This is a genomic window from Paenibacillus shenyangensis (assembly GCF_000346635.1).
GTDB classification, from domain to species: Bacteria; Bacillota; Bacilli; order Paenibacillales; family Paenibacillaceae; genus Saccharibacillus; species Saccharibacillus dauci.
On the sequence record NZ_AOIG01000005.1, the window covers coordinates 193,889 to 216,291 of the forward strand.

Consider the following 22,403-nt stretch of genomic DNA (forward strand, 5'->3'; position numbering starts at 1 on the left):
GACGGTGCTTCTTTGTTATGGCTATCAAGTTCATTTTATCCGGCTTCTTTAGTGCGTTCCGGAAGCAGCAAAGTCATTATAAGAGGACAGGTCCGTATCATAGAAGATAACATCGCCATCTTTGACCCTATAGCTGACATTATACGGATCTTTAACAATATGATCGCGGCTATCATCCGTATGATCGTATCCCTCCATATCCCACCATTGGTTGTTATAACCTGACTGGGTATGAATATATTGCAAATGAGGATGAGCCGTATCTCCATGAACTACCGATTCCAGATCGAAATTCACTACGATAAAACCATTCTTCAGGAAAATGGGCGCTTTCTCATCCAGCGTATGTGAACGTCCATATTCGGCCAGATTTGTTCCTTTGGGTACAGCATATACATTTGCCGGGAGACTGTATTCACCATACCACTGCTGTATGCTGGCATTGACTCTGGCAGCCGATGCCGAGGCATTGGCTGGTCGCTCAAACGTATTAATAAAGGTACGTAATGGCGAAGTCAGGATCTGAATATCGTAGCCTCCTGTGTACGTTGGCTGATTGGAACGTTTTATAAAGTTAGCAATGTATTGTTCCTTGTTAATCATCCAGCCAGTCGACAAGTCATAGATCGATGCGGCTGTATTTTTGATCGTGACCGCTGATACATTTCGAAGGCGCTGGTTCAAGGTTACATTGCGTTTTTCGGTATCCGAAGCAGAACCTATTTTGACGAACCTTTGGTTATCCGAGTGATAGTACAAGTCTACTGGCACTCGCTCCGGCTGAGTAGCCGCATCTTTATCCTGATAATAGAACGTTGGAGTAATCCGGATTGCATCCTTGTCTCCAAACATATTACCTTTCGTTTTCAAATCAAATTTGAAATGGTATCCCGTCTTCACAGATACGTTTTTGAAACCTGTGAGTGGATGACTCCCTCGCATGATGGGAAGCACATATGGCGAACTGTTTCCACGCGCTTCTCCATCTATTCCATTCGGTCCTACCCAGAACGATTTGCCTGTGGGAGAACTACTTCCTTTGGCAGTACGGAACACGTTTTCCCAATTGAAATCTGCTATATCGGTAACATGGAAATCATAGATACGTCCTATGACCTCAACATCAACAGAATCCTTGGCAACATGGTTGCTCAGATCCAGGTTGGCATCTTGTTCTGCAGTAAAGCTGGCAGGAGCGTTCTCCGCAATATTCCTGAACAATACCGTATAATCACCTTCGTCTACCCAAACGGGCAGCGTAAATACTGTATCCAGCTGATTCACTGGAACATCAATCCAGGTGTTTTTGGGGTAAAATGTTTTACCATCTGCAGCATACGCATCAAACGGGAAAAGAACCTGCTTGATTTTGAAATACTTGGCGAAATCCCTTTTTCCATATCCGGGATAAGATGATCCGTTTAGATGCTGTCCATTCGTAGGGATGCGGACGGTAAACGGACGATCCAAAATCAAAGCCATTCGACTCGAGTCAGGTACAGTTTTCTGATTGTGAAGCTTGTCATCCGAGATTGAAGCGTAATTGACGACAGGAGTATGTACCGTTACCGTGTTGATATTCTGGATTGGAAAGTTTTTATCACCTTCTCCTTTTACATTCTCATTCAGCATGGAGTAGAAAATAGTACCTGTAGACGGTGTATTAGCTCGATTAACCAGCTTGCTGCTGATAAGCTGGACTCCTTTGTAAAGTATCTTCTCACTAGAATCTTTGAATGAACGAATCTTGGATGGCATAGGAATTTCTTTGGGTTGCGGACCAACCTTAGTAACCCAATCACTATTCATCACTTCTGTTTTGACATTTTTGAAGGTGAATTGTAGCTCATCGTTACGTACTTGCGGATCATCGGTTTTGCCTTCAGCCATGCTTTTCAACTTGCTTCGATCATTTGGTGGAGTAGGTCGGCCGCTTTTGCCCCCATTGATAGTTGGTGGATTATAATTAATCGCGCCAGTTTCATCAGGTCGCACATGATCTTTTACATTAGTACTATTTGTTTTTGCTATTTTGGGTGCAGTATATCCACTTACCGGCAACGTTACTTTTCCATTCGGTAGAGCGTAATTATTCATCACTGCATGATCAATGCCAAGCACGTTCAACAGATTGATTTGCCAGTAAGAATAATCACGTGTGAAGTTAAATTCATAGGATTTGGTAGCAGAACCTGTTTTGGTTTTCCACTTATCTTTATTATTTTTCTCTTGCCATTTCAGGCTGTACTTTACACTGATCTTACACTGGTATTCAATCTTACCTTTCATTTCGGCAAAATTATGTTGGAATAAGTAATTATATCCCCAGGCATTAGCATATAAGTTTTCACTGGTCGGTATACCCTTGGTGGCGTCAAAATGGCGTCCATTAGCTATATCATCACCAAGAATATGCCCAGCAGCCTCTGGATCCATAATAGATTTGGTAATTTCCTGTGATCGGGTAGGCGGCAGAATGGTGAAGGTACAATTACCTGGAGGCGGAGTTGAAGGTTCTTCTGTTTGGCCTACTGTAATTTCCACATTATCTCCTAAGTGCCATACACCGTCTTCAGATTTCCATTCAGCAGACACTTTAGTACTTCCTTTAGTGAGCGCAGTAACTTGCCCAGCAGTATTCACCTGTGCTACAGATGGATCGGAAGATGTCCATTTGGTTTGAGTACGACTGGTAACATCTACCCAATTATCGCCAAATTCCTGTTGGTTATAGTCTTTTGTACGAACTTCAGCTTTTAATTGAGTGGTACCTCCTACTTCAAGTTCTGCGTCGGAAGTAACCTGAATTTCTTTCTTTTCGATCACATGTCCTGTGTAATTAATTAGCAACGGCGTATAGTATTCAAGTTTATATTTAACTGGATACTGGCCTTCTTTAGTATAAGACTGTTGCAAATCTTCAAGTTTCTTATATCCTGTTTTAGTTTCAATTATTGCAAATGTGTTTCCTTTAGTATAATCAATACTGATCGGGTCATAGCTATCAGCAGTTTTCCAGTTTATTTTTTCAAATGTAAGATCGGTTATATATTTTTGATTATAAATCCATCCAGTATCGTCTGTCATTTCATCAGGTGGATACTGATCAGCGGTGATTTTACTTGTTACTATAGTCATTTCAGGTCTTGATTCTTCCATAGTAGGCTTTGAAGTACCATCTTTTTTAACACCTTTAGCTGAATATTTATCATATCCATCATTACGGGAGGCGAGCCAATTCCCTTCATCTGTTTGCGTCCACACAACCTTAGGCTTAGGATCAGCCTGTCCACTCAAAGGGATAGTTGCAGTTTGTATTTTCGCCGGACCTTTTGGCAAAACTGTTAGACCTGGAGGCGGATATATCCGCTTCTTGCTAACATCCGTTTTTTTAAGAATTTCTGCACTGTAAATAATATTAGTTATAAAAAAGGGAGATAAATATTGATAATTTTGAAATGAACTTACTATAAAAAAGAGCAAGGCTAAAATAATTTTCTTTTTCATTTTCGATACCTTCACTTTAATATTGCAAATGATGATCCATCTGCTACAACGTATATACTTTTAGGATCTGAAGCAGAAATATAATTTCTTGTCCAAATATTCATTCCATTAGGATCACCTAAATATTTATTGAAGACGCTTTTTGCATTCACAAAAGGTAAGGTATCATACCCGAATTTTTCTGGTAATTCATTTCGGATAGCAGCTCCCGCTGCCAACATAGGTACAAAACTGCTCATATATTGATCAAGCGCAAATCCTTGCATTTCAGGATATATATCTTGATTAGTATATATTCTAAAATTACTTTTTTCTAAAGCATTTTTGTCTGTATCACTTACAAATGCTGATGCATAAATACTTTTTTTATTCTTCCAATCACGCGCATCTACAAAAATCAAATAATTCAAGCTCGTACTACCTGCTCCATAACGGTAATTCATTTTTTTCCCTTGTACATTTTTAAAAGATGTAACACCACTATTAAATGGTGTTATCACTTCCATGTTCGTCCCCGTTTTACCTACTGCTCTCAACTCTTTCAGTCCAGTAAAATTATCTGCCTTCTGCTTCTGCACATCTGCAAATCTCATTAAGATCACTGCCGCTTCTGCACGCGTTGTTGTTTTCGATGGACCAAATGTTCCATCAGCGTAGCCGGACATCAATCCTGTTCCAAGAACTACAGATACATAGGGATAGTCACTTTTAGACAATGTCTTTTTAAAATATTCTGCGACTGGTACTACAGTCTCTGCGGTATCACTAACTGCCTGTTGGTAATCCGTATCGGCTGCCGCCAATCCAGAAGTCATCCATTTGGCCATCTCTTTACGCGTCAGAGGCGTTGCAGGCTTGAATCCATTCGGATAATCAGCGGATGTAATAAATCCTTTGACAGCAACATCTTTTACTCCTGCTTCACTCCAATTGCCATTCAAATCGTTAAATTGAACAGTTGCTCCATTAGTAGGATTGGTAGATACTCTATCCAGCAACACAGCAAACTCAGCTCGCGTAACCTGGGCACCAGGTTTAAATGTTCCATCGGCATAACCTTTAAAATAGCCATTAGCTACTGCTTGTTCAATAGCTGTTTTTGCCCAGTGAGAGGCGGGTACATCTTTGAACGCAGCAGCACTAGTATGTTGCGCTACTGGAATACTGATTGCCAGCATAGATGCTGCGATTACTGACAAAATAGTCTTTTTCATTACTTTCGTTGACATAGTTACTTCCCCCGTATAAGTATTTTGGATTATTGCTGAATATGTAATTCATGGACTCTCGACCAGCAACTGTGGTGATGCACCAATTTTGGCACACTTTAATTTTATCGGCAAAATTAGTCAATTTGGATAACCAATTGTGCAATTCAGTGGTCGGTACCCATTTTGCGCCGCCTCCTTAGGAGAGGTGAATACCTCCTCTGTTGGATATTTAGAGGTACAAGAACCGACAGGATAATAGTAATGATGACTGTCAGCAGTAATAGCATTATAGATATTTCTTTTTATAATCCGCGCTCCCCCCAATGCATAGTTATTATAATACTGACTACCCAGCGGAATCCCCTGAACAAATGCTAATACACCTGCATCATTGATCGTATTATTCCAGTCTTCCTGCGAGATATAGGGCACGGTAAACGTATAAGAGGTTCCGTATCTTTTGGAAGTGACATTGTACTGATTGATACTCCGCTCCAGATCATTCTGGATCGCATTTACAATAGTTGTTCGACGCGCTGCATCAAAAGCAGAGGTATCTTTCAATAAAGGAACACCTGCTTGCCCCGCTATTTCTCCGCGGAATCCCTTCATCCACTGTTCATCCGCCTTGCGCTGGATCGTTACATAATCGTCCAGTGTGAAGCTGTAGGTATTATCGTACTGATCCTTGTAGACATACGGCTTCTTTGGACTCCATACATGGCGGAATTGGGTTTCTCCCCGCGCATTCCGATATTCTTCAAACTGGTACATATAATAGCCGTCATACCCAATTACAACGAGCGCTGGAATATAGCTATTCAGCACATATTGACCTGTCGGGTCATGGGTCACATTGAAATTCATATACATGGTTTGGAAAAAGGTGTCGGCTGCCTGTTCCTTGTTGATCCTTACATTTTTGGCTGACTGATACTGGGATTCCAGCGGCTGGCTGACATTGGTGATCAGGGCCTGGGCAGCATCCTGCGTGGCGGTATCGATCGCCCGGTTGTACCTTGTCTGCAGCAGCATATTCGTTCGGTTATCTTCCAGATCGATATGGTTCCGCACGAAAATAAACAGCAGAATCAGTACCAGCACAACGGCAAAGCTAGTAATCTTCATTCAGCACCATCCCCCCGTACGGAATAATAATCTTCTCGTTGGGAGCCTGTACTGCATTGAACAGAAAATCACTCATTAGCGTAGCCATGGTACGGTTGGTATTTTTGACCTGCACATTGAAGAAATCTCCGCTATTCAGTTTGTATATTCGGCCGGGATCGTCGGGATTATCGTTACCATGCGGGAACAAACGGGCATTGATCTGGGTATTGTAATAGCCTTCGTAATTGACTTTAAAATCGTTCTGAAAGCTGCCATCGTCATTGTATACCGGATCATACCGTTTGTGCAGATGCTCCATCTGGATATCGTACGTATTCCCTGTCAGATAGAGCTGATCTTCAAATTCCTGAAACATTCGCGGCGTGATATAGCCTTTGTCCCTTACGCTATCTACGAACCGGGTTACTGTATTCAGCACAATAATCTGCGAATTGCTATCCTGGCTGCTAAATGCCGTATAGATCGGCCATATTCCCATTAACAGAATTGCGATAAAAGCCGCGAATATTTTGATCAATGGATTGCTCATTGTAATGCTCCCTTAGGTAAACCTCAGCATGACCAGCTGGCCCTCCGTATTACGGATATATGCCGGGGTATATTTTTGATCCAAATCTATAGAGGATACATCTGCTTCATCCGGATCAAGGTCTTTGGGGTACAGGGTACCACTCACCATGATGTCCACCTGCAGACTGTCTATCTGGTGAATCGTCTGGCGGACCTCTGCTCCGGTGCAGGTGTATGGATTGTCGATTTTCAGGGTGGAATGAATATTCGGATCTGTTGATGCAGTCAAACGATAAGTCTGTTCATTGATTCTCGCGGATGTCTGAAAAAGAGCATAGGCTCCGCTGAGCGAAGCGATAAAGATCAGAAAGCTTACCCCCAGCCACAGGGCTGAACGGGCATGTTCCCCTATATTCATTCATGATCATATCCTTTGTGGTAAAGGCAGGATAAATGATGTCTTCCTGCCTCCCCTTGTAATCACCTTGCTATAATCTAGTACATCTATTAATTCTGACGGAATACCAGCGCACGTACGACATTGCTCTTGTCCCGGATCACTTCGCTTTTGAATGTTCCGGTTGGGTTGATATAGTTGTTGGACGACTGCTCCAGTGCATCGGAGAATGACCCTGACGCTGCATCCTTGCTAACCGAACCGTAATCTGTACTGTCCACCGAAGCGGTATTATTCACCTGATGGAAATACCAAATACCGGACGGGTTCTTGCCTGTAACGACCTGGATACCAAAAGAACCCTGATCCTTGAATTTGCGCAACGAAGATACCACCTGGCTACCTGAAATATTGGTGTTGTCATAGACGGCATACTGCGTCTGATCCAGTTCCTTTTGGATACCGGAAAAGTTGTTCTGTGCTGTCTTGGTCGCTTCCTGGGCACTGATGAACAGGACGACCACAATCGTAATTAGAGCGATAGTCAGGAACAGTCCTGCGGCTACTTTTAGTGCGGCTGATGCGTTATTCATGGTTAATCTCCTTTGATTGTATATACATTTTATTAGTGGCTTAACGCTTGGTTATGTGCTCCCAACTACTTGCTTCCTACAGCTTGTTCAATTGTTCATAATAAGCGCTCATTTGCTCAAAGCTCATATAGATAAATGGCAGTACCAGATAAATAAAAGTCAGCACCGTCATTGGAGCAAAGCCGATCATCCGGCCCCATTCCGATTTGGTCTCGATCATGCGCTCGTAGTCCTGCTTTCTTTTCTCGAAATTGTAATTACGCTCATTCTCCAGATCGTCGAATGCTTCGCGGATCGGGATACGTTCCACCGACAAAATCAGCTTGTCAATCGTCCTGGACAACGGTATGAACGGCGCGTCCTGCTTGAGCTGCTCCAGTGCACGTTCGGCGCCGCTCTCGAAATCAAGTACAGCCTTATGTAGAGGCTCACGGAAAATCGTAGAGAAACGCTCCATCCATTCCAGAATAATATCGACGGAGATACGATCGATCTCGGACAGCATAGCGATAATCGTATGGAACTGATCGACTTCATTTTGCATATCGATATACCGGACCCTTTTCTGGAACAGCAGAATCCACCAGGGAATCAGATAACCGATATAGCCTGCTATTATCGCAATCACCAACTCATACCATTTGAAATATTCGGACTGCAGCGTGTTCATTTTGGCTTCGATCCGCTCTACAGTCGTCAGGAACAAAGAGCTGTTGGCTGCAATATCTTCGTTCTCGTTCACCAGTTCCATAATGCGGTCCTGCATCATCTCGGGGCGAATGCTTTCCAACTGCTGCAAAATACGTGTATCCATCGCAGTGGTCTCTCGGGCTTTTTGCAAATCTTCAGCAGATAGTTCACCGAACATGGTCGCGCTCTGGGTCGGTGCCTGAAGAATATTATGGATTGTGATGGAATGCATGGTGATAAAGGAAAACATCATCGTGCCAAATAAAGCGACCGCCAGCAGAATCCGGTGCAGATAGTGCCATTCCAGAGGTATACCTGCATTGGCATCCTTGATCAGCGTATGAATACGAAAACGTGCGGTTGTCCGCGGCGGCGGCATAAATCGATTCACGATCCATTCGGTAATCCGGAACTCCAGCAGCTTCTGTTCCCACAGGATTTTGCGCACCTTCGCCTGGTATGTGCCTTCCTGCTGATCCTGCAGCTTTTTGAGCAGTACATAGGAGAGCAGAATAACGGCAAAGATCAGTATTTTGAAGAAAAATCCGAACTTGCTGTCATAGAACTGCTCCATAATCGGAAAGTTGTTTTTGGCCCATAGCTCAATCGGCTTGGTGAACAGAATAGGTGCGATCGAGATAACGGTGAGCCCTTTGAGCATATAACCGAGCCGGGTGCGCTTGAGCAGTTCCAGATTGATTTCATTAGTGAGTTTGTTCATATTACCGAGATACAGCGATCCCTCTTCAACTACTTTGTCTCCAAATTCCTTGACCAGATAAGAGATTCCGGCAAATGCTTTGAGAAATCGATTGGGAGCTGCCTGATAATAATTTTGCAGCAGCTTCTCCGGTTCGGGTGAGACGAGAATATCGTATATTTTTCTGGCATGCAGGGTAGCTTCATGACCGGAAGCCTCTGATGCATCATGCAGGGCTTCCTCGATCATTCCATGCTGCTGATAGCTATGCCGCACATCATCCATGACTGACTTGAGCTGATGCAGCAGCCGATTCTCTACCCGGTTCACAAAGGTATCGATCAGCATGCCGTTCATCACCAGCGCAGTCAAAGCAATCATGAACATAAAGGTCATATCCTTGTTCATCAGCAGCAGTGCCAGTATAAAAGCTGCTACAATGCCAATCGTGGCAAATACGATCTTCATCGTCTCCCGGCGCATCGAGAATTCGTCATAGGAGTGGATCGATTGCAGCTGTTTGCGTATCCGCAAAATATACTGTTTGAGCAGCGGAACACGCATATAGGCATGATACGATTCCTGGAGAAACTGATTGTACTGCTTGATCCGCTTGGACTTGCCGGAGCCAATATAGTCGGCGTACGCTTTGTATACTTCCGCATTGCCATTCTGCTGGTTGCGTCGCTGGATATATTTGAGAACTGCCAGCAGGACTACAAAAAGGAATCCGGACAGAATCAGAATGTAGATAAGAATACTAGTAAGATTCAACGGCCGCTGCACCCCAGTTCTCTGTCATGAATTGCCGGAAGCGCAGCTGGTCGGCAGGCTCCATCATCTCCATCATCTCCTGCTGATTGCGGTCCGAGATCGGATGAACCGCTACATACTCCCCATTACGGTATTCGATAATATTGCGTCCTTCTCCAACTTTGCGATTGGTGGAACGCTGGAAGTATTCGGTCATACTCTCCATCATGGCCACGAATCGCTGATCCATCCGGCTAGCCGTCTTGAAGCTCTCCGGATAATCTTGCTCCTGGTCGACCAGAATACATTCGGTAATTCGCTCCACATAACGGGAACCATCCGGATCACGCCGCAGATGTACATCAAAGTTCAGCACCCGTACCACCTGCTCTTCGGCTGTCTTCTCGTTACTGAAAATGCCCTGTTTGAGCAGCGAATTGCGCAGGGAGTAGACCAGATCTCCGAACGTCTTGGCATGGTGGGTGAAAATGGTGAACAGACTGGCTACCTGCGCCATCTGGATCATCCAGGCGGCGACTTCATCGGTCGCTACTTCCCCGAGGATATTGACGGTTCCGTCTGTTTTCTTCTGTACATCCAGTCCCGACTGGCCGCTAACGGTCTCGGTCTCTTTGAACGTCAGTATGTTGCGCTTATTGTAGATTTTGCGCAGATGCAGCTCGAATGACATTTCCTGAATCCGCAGCGTGAATGTCTCGTTAATATAAGCGACCAGCGCCATCAGCAACGTCGTTTTACCCGAACCCTGGGAGCCGGTTACCGCTACGATTCGTCCACCTTTCATCAGGTAGATCAGTAGCGATTTGACGATATCATGATTGCCGATCCGGTCGGTGATCAGCTGATCCAGTGTTGCCGAAGCCGGATCGAATTTGCGGACAAAAAACGCCCATGATTCCGAGAAACTCGGCCGGACAACGACGACCCGTGATCCATCTTTCATCTCATTGACCTTGAAGCCGTTCGCTTCCGATAGTTGACCGGGATTATTGTACCGGTAGATATTCTGACAGACCCGCTTCAGCTCGGCCTCGCTACCGAACGACAGAAACTCCAGATGAACCGATTTCCCGCGGTAGAAAATCCAGACACTGTCGTGGCTCATAGGTATATGCTGCTCATTGATCCGGGAAGTGAAATCGTAGAAATCATCATCGTACTCTACCTGGCTGACCGGTACACCGGATACACCGCCGCTGACTCCATCGATTTTCATATCGCGTACCTCATCCACTACGCTAAATCCCTTGAATGTCTGATAGACCCGCTGCACAATAATATGGAGTTTATCCTCAAAATACAGAATGCTGCGGAATCCTTCGAAGACTTCGTCAATCTCAGCGGCTGTAATCCGGTAGGAACCAGAGCCTTGTGAGTCCGGATGAAGCTTGAGCTCCGCCAGCTGATGATCATCGATCAGACGGGCAAGCCCGTTCAGTCCGTACATTTCCTTGTACTGGTATAGCATAATATCGAATTTATCCTGGCTGCTCAGAGCCATACTGTTATGGAAAGGAATTGCCTTGTTCATATTCTCTTCCGTAAACTCATAGGTTTTGAGCAGCAGGTCAAAAATAACGCCTTTGACAAACTTTTTGGCATTCAGATCGCCATGTGTACAGTCTTTGAGTGACTTGATCAATGTCGCCCGCTGATTGAGACGCCGATTATATTCTTCCTCGGACAGTCCCAGATCATCGAGCGAAGCAGAAGTCATCTCATTCAGCGCTATTTTGACGTATTCGATAATCTCCGAGAGTGTATATTTGTTGTTTTGCTTATTCTTTTTATCCGAGCTATCACCTTTGTACGTGAATTTGAAATAAGCCAGTACAATCAGGATAAGCGCAATCAGACCGATGCAGGCCCTGTTAATAATGAGACTGATATCCACCGCGCCCTACGCCTCCTTTTCATACATATTGGGATCAATCGCAAGACTCTGATAGATCCCCCGGGTCAGCCTGCGGATCTCCTGCATAAATGCATAGTCCGGCTGGGCGGCCTGGATATGCTTGCGTTTCAGGAAAAATTCGACGACCTTCTGTTCATTGCAAGCATCCATATAGCCGCTGTTATGCGGAACCGCGAACATGGGAATTCGCGTTTTGAACAGACGTCTGATATTGGTAAGTGTCAGCCGGGAACCCGCATCATACTGTCCCAGCACTATAATGAATGTCTTCCCCTCCAGAACAGCAGGCGGATGATCAAAAAACTCCCGCAGTAGCGCCATGTTCTGGTTCAGGGAAACGACAACTATATCGGCTGATTCCAGTACGGCATTAGTCAGTACATTGCGGGTGCCGCTGGTCACATCGATCATAGTCAGGTCATAGGCACTTCGAGCAGACTGGCAGATCGAGTCGGTCACCTCGTGCATCTTCAGAAACAAATCTTCCTCCGGCTTCTGCGTACCAGCCAGTACATCAAGAGAACCGCTGAATACAGGTACTGCATAATCCTTGATCACTGATGAACTCAGTTGCTTGGAGCGGGCCAGCGTCTCCAGCGAATCGATTCCCTGAGCAGAATAGCTGGCAGACCCGCTGCCTGTTCCTCGCCAACTACGCAAAAAGGCATTTTCGACCATGGATATCCCGTAGTGTGTGTGCGCAGTCAGTATATGACTGACATAATCCATCGCCATCACAGCCGCAGTGGCTACCATATTCGAAGAGCTACCCGTCTGTCCGTGATATGGACTCCAAAAAGCAATTACATTCCCCATACCGGCTGGCTCCTCCGCGATAGTTTTTTGGCATAGACTTTGAGTTCACTGTGGTTCAGCTGGGAGACACTGCCTGCAATTTCCTGGATAACAGTACGGAACTCCCTGGAAATGCGCTTGATGCTAATACTGCTGCTGTTCTGATTCATAATCTTCTGCATATAATCCATCTCATCAAAAGGCACAATGAACGACTGTTCCTCGAACCGGAGCGGCAGATTGCATAACAGCTGTTCCAGATAATCTTCTGCCAGTCCGTTATCTACCTGCTGGACAAATAGCCGTACAAACCCGATTCGTGGCAGATGTTCCTCTCGCTGCCCCAACATATCTTCCAGCAGTTCAGCAGTCTTCTCAAGGGAGCGTCTCTCGGAAGAAATGGCAATAAAGCGCTGATCAAATTCTTCCCAGTCCTTCTCTCCAATAAAATCAGGCGTAGAACAAAATACGATCGTATGATCATATGCCTGCGTGATTTCCAGCTGCTCCTTCATGCTCTGGAAATCGGTAAACTGATAGCCGATATCAAACTGGTCATATTCCGACACACCCGTACCGGTGTGAAGAATCGGCGTATTATAGCGGATAAATCCTTCGGCGCTGGCATCTGCCAAGAGCACCCGTTTACCGGCGGTCTGCAAAAACTTGCTCAGGTAGATCAGCAGATCACTAATATCTGTCGATCCCAGAAATAGCGTGTAGTTCATGGTGATCCTCCTTTATTTAACAAGCGGCTGTTCAAAAACATCCGCTGTCTTCTGCTCTGTCGTAGCAGGTGATGAATGACTGGCGGCAGGTTCAACCGGTGAGACAATCGGTGTATCCGGCGTCACATCGGCGGCAGGTACTGCTGCCGGATCAGTGACCGGCTCCGGATTGCCTGCTGCTACAGGTGCATTTTGCGCCGGAGTCTGCGCATTCAGCTGATCAGCTGTTTCGGTCATTGGTGCTGCTGATTGTGGTTCATTGGCAGGTGCAGAAGCAGAACGTCTGCTGCCCAGCTTGGCTTTGTCCGCTTCACTCATGCGACTCAGGCTGTTATCGAGCGTCTCCCGTGCTGCTCTGCTCAGCAGCAATGTGGCTTTCTCCAGCACATTCGGATCGGACTGGATCAGGTTGATAACATCACGATTCGCCGGATAATTCGGAATCGCTTTGTCCTGCATATAAGGGTCGGCGTAAGAGATAGCATACAGCCGGGCACCCTGCAAATAGGCATCCACAATTGCGCTGCTCATCGCCAGAATCTCGGATTCATTAATGTTATACCAGACGGTGGTACCGGCCAGATCCTCAACTTTTTTCTTGGATAAGACTATATAATCGTTACCGTTCGGGAACCCGATACGTACATCAACAAAATCTCCCTGCTGCAATTTGGTGGGCAGCTGCACCACACTGTATTCCTTGCTACGCAAATCGCGCGGCGTCGCTTCCTCGGCATAGACCATCGATGAAGTGAGCGGGGTTGATTTGCCAATATTGATTTTGACAATTTTGCCAATTAATTGACTGGGGTCGGTGACGGCATTGGCAGGTGCTCCCTGTTTGGATACAAAGGCAACAGCAATATTCTGTTTCTGTATCCGGTCGCCTGCTTTCAGGTCGGCGGTCGTCACGACGATTTTGCTGGATACAGCCTGCTGCCGGGCTAACTGCTGCTGGGATTGACTCAACTGGATTTCGTACTGCTGTTTGACTTCTTTGAGCTGATTCGCCTGATGATTGATCAGAAATATGTATCCTGCCGAAGCCAGAATAGCGACGATTAATCCGCCGATCAGTCCGGCATAGATCTTGCTTTTCATACGAAAACGAATGATGGACACGTCTGTAACACTCCTTAATAGTTGGCTCTAGGCGGTAGACTGCGGACAGACAGCTTCATGATCCGGCAGTCGACCAGATGCTGGTCTCCAGCACTTTTTCGATTAATATCTGCTCTTCGGCAGTAGGCTTATTGCGTGAATTCTCCAGGCGACTGATTCGTGTCTGGTATGATCCAATCAGCTCAGCCAGCTGCCCCTGAGACAGCTTCTTCCGTCTCCGTGCTACGGCCAGCTGCTCGGCATCATTTAGAGATATGCTCAAATGCGCTTGCTCCCTTCCAGGTAAATGAACAACAAAAAAAGCACGCAAAATGCCCCTAAGGACATTAAGCGTGCTTCGCTTTGACAAGAACTGTTTATTTATACAGCCATCTTATATGAAGGCTCTACAGCTTGTCAATGAATTTTGATATTTTTTTGTGACTTTTGAATTATATAGAATAAGTCTAAAGATTCAATAATACTCTCTGAAAAGAAAAAGACGCCTTTAAAAGCGCGCCTTTTAGACTATAACAGATCATTCTTGCTTGGTTAAACAGCCGATCCTTACTTATCCGTTCAAATGAATCTTCATTGCCGTATAGTTCAGATCCGATGCTTCGCCTGGTAACTCTTCTACTGATTGCACCATATCCTGACCATCCATTACGATCACTGGCGTAATCACCGCATAACCAGCTTTACGGATCAGATCGCGGTCAAACTCCATCAGCAGCTGACCCTGCTCCACCTCATGACCCTGTTCTACCCGCAGTGTAAATCCTTCCCCTTTGAGCGAGACGGTGTCTACGCCAACATGGATCAGAATCTGTACACCGGAAGCATGTTCCATAATCAGCGCATGCTTGCTGTTCATCATAATATGAATTACTTTGCCGCTGAACGGTGCATAGATCTTGCCTTCAGACGGTTCGACTGCAATCCCCTGTCCCATCTGTCGCTCCGCAAAAGCAGGATCGGGTACGGATTCGAGTGGTACAACTTTTCCCTGAACGGGCGCCGTAACTTCCAGCACCGTCAGATCCGAAGTTGCAGGCTGTGCGGCTGATGCAGCAGACTGTGATGCCGCTCCACCTGTTGGACTTTTGGCTGTAGTTCCCGCAGCCGGAATGGTGCTGTTATTATCACTGTCGTCGGCTGCATTTTGCTGACGCTTGTTCATAAAGCGTCCATACAGTACGGTCAATGTGAAAGGCACGACCAGCACAATCGCCATCCCGATAAAGAATACACCCCAATTTTCCGGGAAAATGGAGAGGAAGCCGGGAATCCCGCCGACGCCGACCGAAGATGCCATAACACCATTGATCGATACGAGCACACCCGCAATTGCCGAACTGATCATCCCGAATACGAACGGGTATTTATAACGGATATTAACACCAAAGATCGCAGGCTCGGTAACCCCGAGAAAAGCGGACACCGATGATGTGACGGCCAGACCTTTGACTTTTTGATCCTTGAGCACAAGCAGCATTGCCAGTGCGCCTGCACCCTGGGCGATATTGGACAGTGCCAGCATCGGCCAGAGGAACGTTCCGCCCTGTGCACCGATCAGCTGTACATCGATTGCCAGGAAAGTATGATGCATCCCGGTAATGACGAGCGGCGCATATAATCCACCATAGATCAATCCGCCCAGAGCCGGTGCCAGATTGAAGACATAAATCAGTCCTGTTGTGATCGCATTACCGATTGCAAAGGTCACAGGTCCGATTACCGTAAAGGCCAGGAAGCCTGTCACCAGCAGCGTAATCGGCGCCACCAGCAGCAACTTGAAGGCATCCGGTATTTTCTGATTCAAGAATTTCTCGATCTTGGCCAGTACATAAGCGGATACGAGTACAGGCAGTACCTGCCCCTGGTAACCGATCTTGTTGACTTCCCAGCCAAATAAATTCCAGACCGGTACGGTTCCTTCGGTCACTGCTTTGGCATAATTATTGGCATTCAGCAGGTCCGGATGAACGAGAATCAGCCCGAGTACAACACCCAGCAGCGGATTCCCGCCAAACCTTGTGACCGCCGACCAACCAATCAATGCCGGCAGGAAAGTAAATGCGGTACTGGCAATCGTATTGATAATCGAAGCAAAGTCGGTCCACTGTGGATACACTTCTACCAGTGATTTACCGGTAAAGAAAATCCCCGGACCGGTCAGGATATTGTTAATCCCGAGCAGCAAACCTGCCGTTACGATCGCGGGCAGCAGAGGGATAAAGATATCCGACAGCGTCTTGATCGCACGCTGAAGCGGGTTTTGCTTTTTGCTGGCGGCACGCTTCACATCGTCCTTGGAAGCGCGGCTTGCTCCTGTAATCGTTATCAACTCATCGTATACGGTATTGACTACACCCGGGCCGATAACAATCTGATATTGTCCGCCGGTCGAGAACTGGCCTTTGACCAGATCATTCTGATCGAGTGCATCCTTATCGACCAGATCTTCATCATGCAAGGCAAAACGAAGACGGGTTACACAGTGTGATGCCGTATCGATATTATCTTTGCCGCCAATCGCAGCGATAATATCTTCTACCTGTTTTCTGTCGACTGCCATTTATTTCACTCCTCTGTAAACTGCATATCATCTGTGTATTCTGTGGTGTCTCTTATGTGTAGTTATGACATTGTGCTCCTCATGTATGCTGTCCATTCAATGTGCAGCGGTGAATCCTTATCCTTGTTCTTATCCTGATCTTGCTGATTATAGCCGTGCTGTTCGGTCTTGCCCGGGCGTCACTTCCTTCCTCTTATGTAGTGGCCATTATTAGATACTTACCACATTCCTGCTGCTGCCGACTCAATTCCTTTGAATTTATATCCGTACTTATGAATAGAACCCGCGCGTTTGCTGCTGTGGTCTGCTCTTATTCACTGTGGATACAGGCGTATTTCATGGTGGTATTCTGCTTTATTTTCAAAATTAATTCGTGCAATAACCAGAGACTTCGTCTGACATCTGTTTATCCTTTTCTGCTTAACATCTTAATTAATCGTACTGTTCTTTCGCTTCTCCCCCCTCATACCGACATAGCAAAAAGACAGCCTCAAAAGGCTGCCTAATCGTTAACGGATTCATATTATGCGTACAGGAATGATATGCAGAGATATATTACCATTGCAGCCAGAAATCAGAGGCTGCCTGAATGTGCATATATGTTGAGGTTCACTCATTATTATTATGATATATTTTGTTCAGCAACTGCCAGAGTTGTTCCTTTTCCTCTGTCGACAGGTTGCGGGTAAGCTGTGCATTGGCATCCTGCAGAATCTCATGCAGCATTGGTTCGAATGCCTTGGCCCTTTCAGTCGGGTACAGCAGATAGGCACGCCGGTCATTTGGATCGGTGCGCCGTTCAATATAACCAGCTTCCTCCAGCTGCCGCACCGAACGGGCTGTCGTCGCCTTGTCAAATTTGAGGTCGGTAGTCAGCTGATCCTGATTAACGCCCGGTCTTTGTAAAATGGCTTTGAGGTAACTGTGGTGTCCTCCGCTGCCAATATCATACTCTTTGAAGCTGCGAGCCAGATTTTTCTGGTTAAGACGGTTAATATAGGAGATCAGCTTGCCAATCGAATCTCTTTTCATGCCTGTGCACCTACTTCAACCGGATAAAGATCCGGATAATATATTCCTGATTGCAGCCCTGGATGAGCTGCACCTGTCTATATACAATCTGCAATGTGATTAATCCGACTGTAATCGCTATCAAATCGATTAGTTCGTCGGAAGATGGATATATTAATTTTAACGGAATTTCATGATGATGTGTATACAAACGATAAGGAACAGATTCCGAAAAAATAAATTAGTTGCAGATGCAACTATGTGGTTATATACTCGACTTGTTCTACTGGTTGCAGCGATCGTGATGATATAGATATCGGATCGTACACTGGTATTCCTCTGGCACTTATTATATAACAGACGAGGTGTTCACTATTGATGGATTCTCCTTCACGTAAAACGTATCAGGATGACCCCGAGATTCAGCGCAGACGCTGGGTTATCCTGATTGTGATGAATTTATTTACCTTTATGTCCACTCTGGATGGGAGTATTGTAAATATCGCGCTGCCGACCATATCCCATTCGCTGGGACTTCCGGTAGCGCAGACTGAATGGGTAACAACTATTTACCTGATGGCGATCTGTGCTGCTATTTTATTTTTTGGCAAACTCGGGGACAGTATCGGTAAAATCAAAATTTTCAAACTGGGAATGCTTATTTTCCTGATCGGATCACTGCTATGCGGATTCAGCACCAGTTTGACCTTTCTCTTGGTCTCGCGCGTTATTCAGGCGATTGGCGCATCGATGACAATGGCGAACAGCCAGGGGATTGTGACAGATATTTTCCCACCCACCGAACGCGGCAAAGCGCTGGGACTCGTCGGTACCTTTGTATCGTTGGGCAGTATTGCCGGTCCCAGTCTGGGTGGAGTGATATTATCTACACTCGGCTGGCAATCCATTTTCTGGGTCAATGTGCCAATAGGGATTATCGCTATTGCATTTGGATGGAAAATGCTCCCGGCGGATATTGTAAAAACCGGCGCACGGATTGATAAAGCAGGCACTGGGCTATTTACAGGCTTTATCCTGTTCCTGTTCGCCGGACTTCTGCTGGGACAACAGCTGGGTTATGCAGATATGCGTATTGTAAGCTCGCTTGTCTTCGCTGCCGTACTGCTTGGTGTATTTTTGTGGGTGGAGACGCGCAAGCCGGAGCCGCTACTGAAGCTGGAATTGTTTCGTAATCCGCTGTTTTCGCTGGGTATTCTGTGTGGCTTTCTCGTATTTGTATCGAACTTTTGCTTTAATATTATCGCGCCATTTTATACACAGAGCATTTTGAATCTGTCGCCGTTTCATGCCGGATTTTTGCTGATGCTGTTTCCGATTATGATGGTTGTTATCGCTCCAATGAGCGGCGCGCTGTCAGACCGGATCGGCTCGGAAATACTGACCTTTTCCGGACTGATTGTGATGGTCATTGCCCAGTTCGGATTGGCACGGCTGCATGAAGGTAGCCCAATCCCGATTGTCGGTACGTGGGTGGCGATGCTGGGGATTGGTACCGGCATGTTCCAGTCACCAAACAATTCGCTGATCATGTCCCGCATTGCCAAAACACAGCTGGGCATTGCCGGCAGTGTAAACTCCCTGATACGTAATATCGGGATGGTCGTCGGTATCACCGTGGCTACCAGTACCTTGTTTGGTGTGATGAGCAAGGAGGCAGGCTACCGGGTCACCGGGCTGATTCCGGGTCGTCCGGATATTTTCCTTGCAGGTATGCATATTGTGTTTGTAGTCTCGGCGAGCATTTGCCTGATCGCGGCACTATTAACCGGCTGGCGTATGCTGCACTCGCGCCGGATCACAGGGGATCATTCGGATGAGTCCAAGCCGCGGATGACTGCAAGCGGAGCTGACGGGAAATAATTCTTTTCGATAGATATACCTCCCACGTTCTTTCTCAGCTTGAGACATGGAACGAAAGTTGATTTTATTCACATCAAACAAAAAGAGCAATCGCCGTGAGTTAATCTGGCGCATTGCTCTTTTTCAGTATTTTGTTGATACTCAAATTTATCCTGTATATCTATACAGCTTGATTATTTATTCTTAATACGGATAACCGCAATGACATCGTTTTTGCCATCGTAAATCGCTAATTGCTGCTTGCCCAGCCAGGACACTCGTGGTTCTTCCTCGCCCTTGTACTGCAATTCAGCTAACCACTTCATCGTTTGGGCATCGGCAATACGTGTAGTCTTACCCTCAAAGTAAATTTCCTTTGCAGACAAATTGATCGTTCCGCTTCCTACCAACGGATTGGTTTCTTTTCCTTGATCATTCAGGAAAAATACTTTGTTGGAGCTTTCATGAATCGATAGGATCCGATTTCCTTTTTCCTTATAAGGGAAGTTCGAACTTGTCATTGCATGCTGCCACTGCTTCTTGCCTTTGGCATCGTACTTGGTTAATCGGCATGCATATCCACCTTTAACCGGCATACCGCTCTCAATCGCTACCGATAGATCCGGCAGCAAATAGACGAATAATGAATAATCTTTGTTAACAATCGATTTTTTAAAAGTATACTTCCCTTGATGATCCTGCACACTCAGCGTATAGCGCAAGAAATTCCCGTCTGTAACTACAATACGATCCTTCTCTGCATCCCAGACCGTTCCGGAAATTGTGCGTGTTTTGAGCAATTTCCCGGCTGGATCAAAATACCGAAGCGTAGATTTATTGTTGGTCGAATAGGAGAAGACCAACTGATTGTTATCCATCAGCCAGTACTTCCATAACTCAAAGGTGGAGTCAGATGAATGAGGCTGTTTGACTGTTCTGGTGATCTTGCCTGTTTTCTCATTAATGGTATGTAGATAAAACGTATCCTTATCTTCTCCAGCTACAAACATCTCTCCATTGGATTCGACACCATATACACCATCATGTGGACGCTCATTATCGATAATCGTTTCCCACACTTTTTTGCCGTCTTTGATCTGGATAGATGCTAGTCTAAATCCCTCATGCTCATCCTTGCCCGACGCAAAAAATTCATCTTCGGTTTGGTACATAATAATAAGATGTTTTCCTGAGCGATCAGGCGACATCGTATGAATAAAGAAAAAATCTTTGGAGTCTTTTGCAAATTGAACTTGATAACTCGCCGCGTTCAGTTTTCCCTTTTGGCCGGCAAGCCTTACCGATTGGATCGAATTCTCAAGTGTGGCTTGAGAAGATGAAGACTCCGAAGCCACCGCACTGCTCTGGTCTGCATGCAGAGTCGTTGATTCCATGGTTCCTAACATACTCAAAACCAATCCTGTGTATACCAAACGCCTTAACCATGTAGCCATTATCTTGCTCCTTCATTTTCAGTCGTATAACTTCAAGTATATCGGCTGAAGAAATAGATGAACACAATTATTATTTCCATTAGTTCGTTGACTCTATCTGCTTACTTACCTTTAATACGGATAACAGCAATCACATCGTTTTTGCCATCGTAAATCGCTAATTGCTGCTTGCCCAGCCAGGCTACTTGCGGTTTATCCCCTTCATACTCCATTTCCATTAGCCATTTCATCGTTTTGGCATCAGCAATACGTGTAATATTTCCAGTAAAATAAATCTCTTTATTTCTTAAACCCATCCATCCATCTTCACTTCCGAACATCGGATGAATTGCTTTTCCCTGATCATTCAGAAAAATCACTTTTTTTTGCACTCGAAGAAAAGCCATCATTTGATTTCCATTTGGCAAATAGGGAGAATATTCATCCCATATGGTATGCTGCCACTGTTTTTCTCCTCTGGCATTATATTTAATTAATTGAAACCGATCTTTCTGTTTGGCTTTCCCATTAATCTGACTTTCAACAGCTACCGATTGATCAGGCAGCAAATATGCATTCCAGAAAAACCCTTGATCTGCAATTGATTTTTTGAATATTGTATTTCCCTTGGCATCCTGCACACTTAGTGTATAGCGAAAAACATCTCCGTTTGTCACAAGAATACGATCTGCCTGCGCACTACGAACAATACCGGGAATGGTACGCGTCCGAAGTAATTTACCAGCAGCGTCAAAATAACGAAGAGTCGATTGATTGTTTACTTCGTAGGACACAAGTAGCTGGTTATTATCGACCAACCAGTAATCCCATGCCAGAAACGTGGGCTTGGATGGATGTGGCTGTGAAATCGTTCTTGTAATCTTGCCTGTTTTCTCATCAATGGTATGTAGATAAAAATGGCTTTTATCTTCTGTAGTCAAAAAGATTTCTCCATTGGACTGTACACTGTAAATACTCTGACTAAACTGCTTTTTACCGATAACGGTATCCCATACTTTTTTGCCGTCTTTCGCCTGAATGGATGCTACTTTAATTGTATTATTTGTAAACTCACCATTTTTGTACACATAATCATGAAGATCGTACACAATGATAATATGTTCCCCTGATCGGTCGGGAAATATCGAATCGATAGCGGGAAACTCTTTTGAATCTTTTACAAACTGCATCTGGTAACTCGCCGGATTCAGCTTTCCGGTTGGATTTGCCAACTTCACTGACTTGATCGATTGCTCAAGCAGGGACTGCGGTGATGCTGACTCCGAAGCTGCTGTATTACTATCATCCGCATACATAATTGTGGAATCCATTGTCGCTAACAGACTCAAAATGATTGCTGTACCTATGAACCGCTCTATCCATTTAACCATTGTCATGCTCCTTCAATTGTATTAAACACACTTGTATGTATATCGGTTGCATAAACCGATAAGAGCAGACATTTT

17 protein-coding genes are annotated in these 22,403 nt (G+C 45.4%); 1 reads left to right on the forward strand and 16 read right to left on the reverse strand.

All coding sequences use genetic code 11. The features are described 5' to 3' along the window. Nucleotides 1-48: 48 nt before the first annotated feature. The 14 genes from H065_RS25175 to H065_RS0103995 form a co-directional block, all read right to left on the reverse strand. The gene (locus H065_RS25175; protein ID WP_081604048.1) at nt 49-3,507 is read right to left on the reverse strand and encodes a DUF5704 domain-containing protein; all 3,459 of its coding nucleotides are present in this window, start codon (nt 3,505-3,507) and stop codon (nt 49-51) included. Nucleotides 3,508-3,518: 11 nt separating this feature from the next. Continuing rightward, nucleotides 3,519-4,736 (reverse strand): S-layer homology domain-containing protein, encoded by a 1,218-nt coding sequence (locus H065_RS25180; protein ID WP_017811718.1) that lies wholly within the window; start codon nt 4,734-4,736, stop codon nt 3,519-3,521. A gap of 120 nt (nt 4,737-4,856) precedes the next feature. Beyond that, nucleotides 4,857-5,846: a hypothetical protein gene (locus tag H065_RS0103940; RefSeq protein ID WP_017811719.1), complete on the reverse strand. Its 990-nt coding sequence runs from the start codon at nt 5,844-5,846 to the stop codon at nt 4,857-4,859. Further along, nucleotides 5,833-6,378 carry a hypothetical protein gene (locus H065_RS0103945; RefSeq protein ID WP_017811720.1) on the reverse strand — a complete coding sequence of 182 codons (546 nt, stop codon included), beginning with the start codon at nt 6,376-6,378 and terminating at the stop codon, nt 5,833-5,835. The genes H065_RS0103940 and H065_RS0103945 overlap by 14 nt, the downstream gene beginning before the upstream one ends. 12 nt (nt 6,379-6,390) lie before the next feature. After that, nucleotides 6,391-6,777: a hypothetical protein gene (locus H065_RS0103950; RefSeq protein ID WP_017811721.1), complete on the reverse strand. Its 387-nt coding sequence runs from the start codon at nt 6,775-6,777 to the stop codon at nt 6,391-6,393. An 89-nt stretch (nt 6,778-6,866) separates the two neighbouring features. After that, entirely contained in the window at nt 6,867-7,349 is a 483-nt protein-coding gene (locus H065_RS0103955) for a hypothetical protein (RefSeq protein WP_017811722.1), read from the reverse strand. A 76-nt stretch (nt 7,350-7,425) separates the two neighbouring features. Beyond that, nucleotides 7,426-9,513, reverse strand: a complete 2,088-nt coding sequence (locus H065_RS0103960) for a hypothetical protein (RefSeq protein WP_017811723.1) — start codon at nt 9,511-9,513, stop codon at nt 7,426-7,428. Beyond that, nucleotides 9,500-11,407, reverse strand: coding sequence for an ATPase, T2SS/T4P/T4SS family (locus tag H065_RS0103965; RefSeq protein WP_017811724.1), 1,908 nt, complete (start codon nt 11,405-11,407; stop codon nt 9,500-9,502). The genes H065_RS0103960 and H065_RS0103965 overlap by 14 nt, the downstream gene beginning before the upstream one ends. A gap of 6 nt (nt 11,408-11,413) precedes the next feature. Continuing rightward, complete coding sequence (locus H065_RS0103970; protein ID WP_017811725.1) at nt 11,414-12,244, reverse strand: CpaE/TadZ family protein; 831 nt, start codon at nt 12,242-12,244, stop codon at nt 11,414-11,416. Continuing rightward, on the reverse strand, nt 12,232-12,951 hold the full coding sequence (locus tag H065_RS0103975) for a hypothetical protein (protein ID WP_017811726.1): 720 nt from the start codon (nt 12,949-12,951) through the stop codon (nt 12,232-12,234). The genes H065_RS0103970 and H065_RS0103975 overlap by 13 nt, the downstream gene beginning before the upstream one ends. 12 nt (nt 12,952-12,963) lie before the next feature. Next, on the reverse strand, nt 12,964-14,073 hold the full coding sequence (locus H065_RS25185; RefSeq protein ID WP_017811727.1) for an SAF domain-containing protein: 1,110 nt from the start codon (nt 14,071-14,073) through the stop codon (nt 12,964-12,966). A 55-nt stretch (nt 14,074-14,128) separates the two neighbouring features. Then, complete coding sequence (locus H065_RS25190; protein ID WP_017811728.1) at nt 14,129-14,335, reverse strand: helix-turn-helix transcriptional regulator; 207 nt, start codon at nt 14,333-14,335, stop codon at nt 14,129-14,131. Between the two features lie 288 nt (nt 14,336-14,623). Further along, nucleotides 14,624-16,633: a PTS system trehalose-specific EIIBC component gene (gene treP, locus H065_RS0103990; RefSeq protein ID WP_017811729.1), complete on the reverse strand. Its 2,010-nt coding sequence runs from the start codon at nt 16,631-16,633 to the stop codon at nt 14,624-14,626. Nucleotides 16,634-17,242: 609 nt separating this feature from the next. Then, on the reverse strand, nt 17,243-17,665 hold the full coding sequence (locus H065_RS0103995; RefSeq protein ID WP_017811730.1) for a MarR family winged helix-turn-helix transcriptional regulator: 423 nt from the start codon (nt 17,663-17,665) through the stop codon (nt 17,243-17,245). 357 nt (nt 17,666-18,022) lie between these two features. Between H065_RS0103995 and H065_RS0104005 the strand changes: the two genes are divergently transcribed. Further along, nucleotides 18,023-19,525, forward strand: a complete 1,503-nt coding sequence (locus H065_RS0104005) for an MFS transporter (protein ID WP_017811732.1) — start codon at nt 18,023-18,025, stop codon at nt 19,523-19,525. A gap of 173 nt (nt 19,526-19,698) precedes the next feature. Here the strand turns inward: H065_RS0104005 and H065_RS0104010 are convergent, their stop codons facing one another. Together H065_RS0104010 and H065_RS0104015 are read right to left on the reverse strand one after the other, a co-directional pair. Further along, nucleotides 19,699-20,898 carry a hypothetical protein gene (locus H065_RS0104010; RefSeq protein ID WP_238557877.1) on the reverse strand — a complete coding sequence of 400 codons (1,200 nt, stop codon included), beginning with the start codon at nt 20,896-20,898 and terminating at the stop codon, nt 19,699-19,701. Between the two features lie 161 nt (nt 20,899-21,059). Next, complete coding sequence (locus H065_RS0104015; protein WP_017811734.1) at nt 21,060-22,328, reverse strand: PQQ-binding-like beta-propeller repeat protein; 1,269 nt, start codon at nt 22,326-22,328, stop codon at nt 21,060-21,062. Nucleotides 22,329-22,403 lie beyond the last annotated feature (75 nt).

Bases quoted from the DNA above. Each gene is read 5' to 3' on its own strand.
- H065_RS0103950 (WP_017811721.1), bottom strand. From the start codon at position 6,777: ATGAATATAGGGGAACATGCCCGTTCAGCCCTGTGGCTGGGGGTAAGC.
- H065_RS0103970 (WP_017811725.1), bottom strand. From the start codon at position 12,244: ATGGGGAATGTAATTGCTTTTTGGAGTCCATATCACGGACAGACGGGT.
- H065_RS0103945 (WP_017811720.1), bottom strand. From the start codon at position 6,378: ATGAGCAATCCATTGATCAAAATATTCGCGGCTTTTATCGCAATTCTG.
- H065_RS25175 (WP_081604048.1), bottom strand. From the start codon at position 3,507: ATGAAAAAGAAAATTATTTTAGCCTTGCTCTTTTTTATAGTAAGTTCA.
- H065_RS0103940 (WP_017811719.1), bottom strand. From the start codon at position 5,846: ATGAAGATTACTAGCTTTGCCGTTGTGCTGGTACTGATTCTGCTGTTT.
- H065_RS0104010 (WP_238557877.1), bottom strand. From the start codon at position 20,898: ATGGAATCAACGACTCTGCATGCAGACCAGAGCAGTGCGGTGGCTTCG.
- H065_RS0104015 (WP_017811734.1), bottom strand. From the start codon at position 22,328: ATGGTTAAATGGATAGAGCGGTTCATAGGTACAGCAATCATTTTGAGT.
- treP (WP_017811729.1), bottom strand. From the start codon at position 16,633: ATGGCAGTCGACAGAAAACAGGTAGAAGATATTATCGCTGCGATTGGC.
- H065_RS25180 (WP_017811718.1), bottom strand. From the start codon at position 4,736: ATGTCAACGAAAGTAATGAAAAAGACTATTTTGTCAGTAATCGCAGCA.
- H065_RS0103975 (WP_017811726.1), bottom strand. From the start codon at position 12,951: ATGAACTACACGCTATTTCTGGGATCGACAGATATTAGTGATCTGCTG.
- H065_RS0104005 (WP_017811732.1), top strand. From the start codon at position 18,023: ATGGATTCTCCTTCACGTAAAACGTATCAGGATGACCCCGAGATTCAG.
- H065_RS0103955 (WP_017811722.1), bottom strand. From the start codon at position 7,349: ATGAATAACGCATCAGCCGCACTAAAAGTAGCCGCAGGACTGTTCCTG.
- H065_RS0103995 (WP_017811730.1), bottom strand. From the start codon at position 17,665: ATGAAAAGAGATTCGATTGGCAAGCTGATCTCCTATATTAACCGTCTT.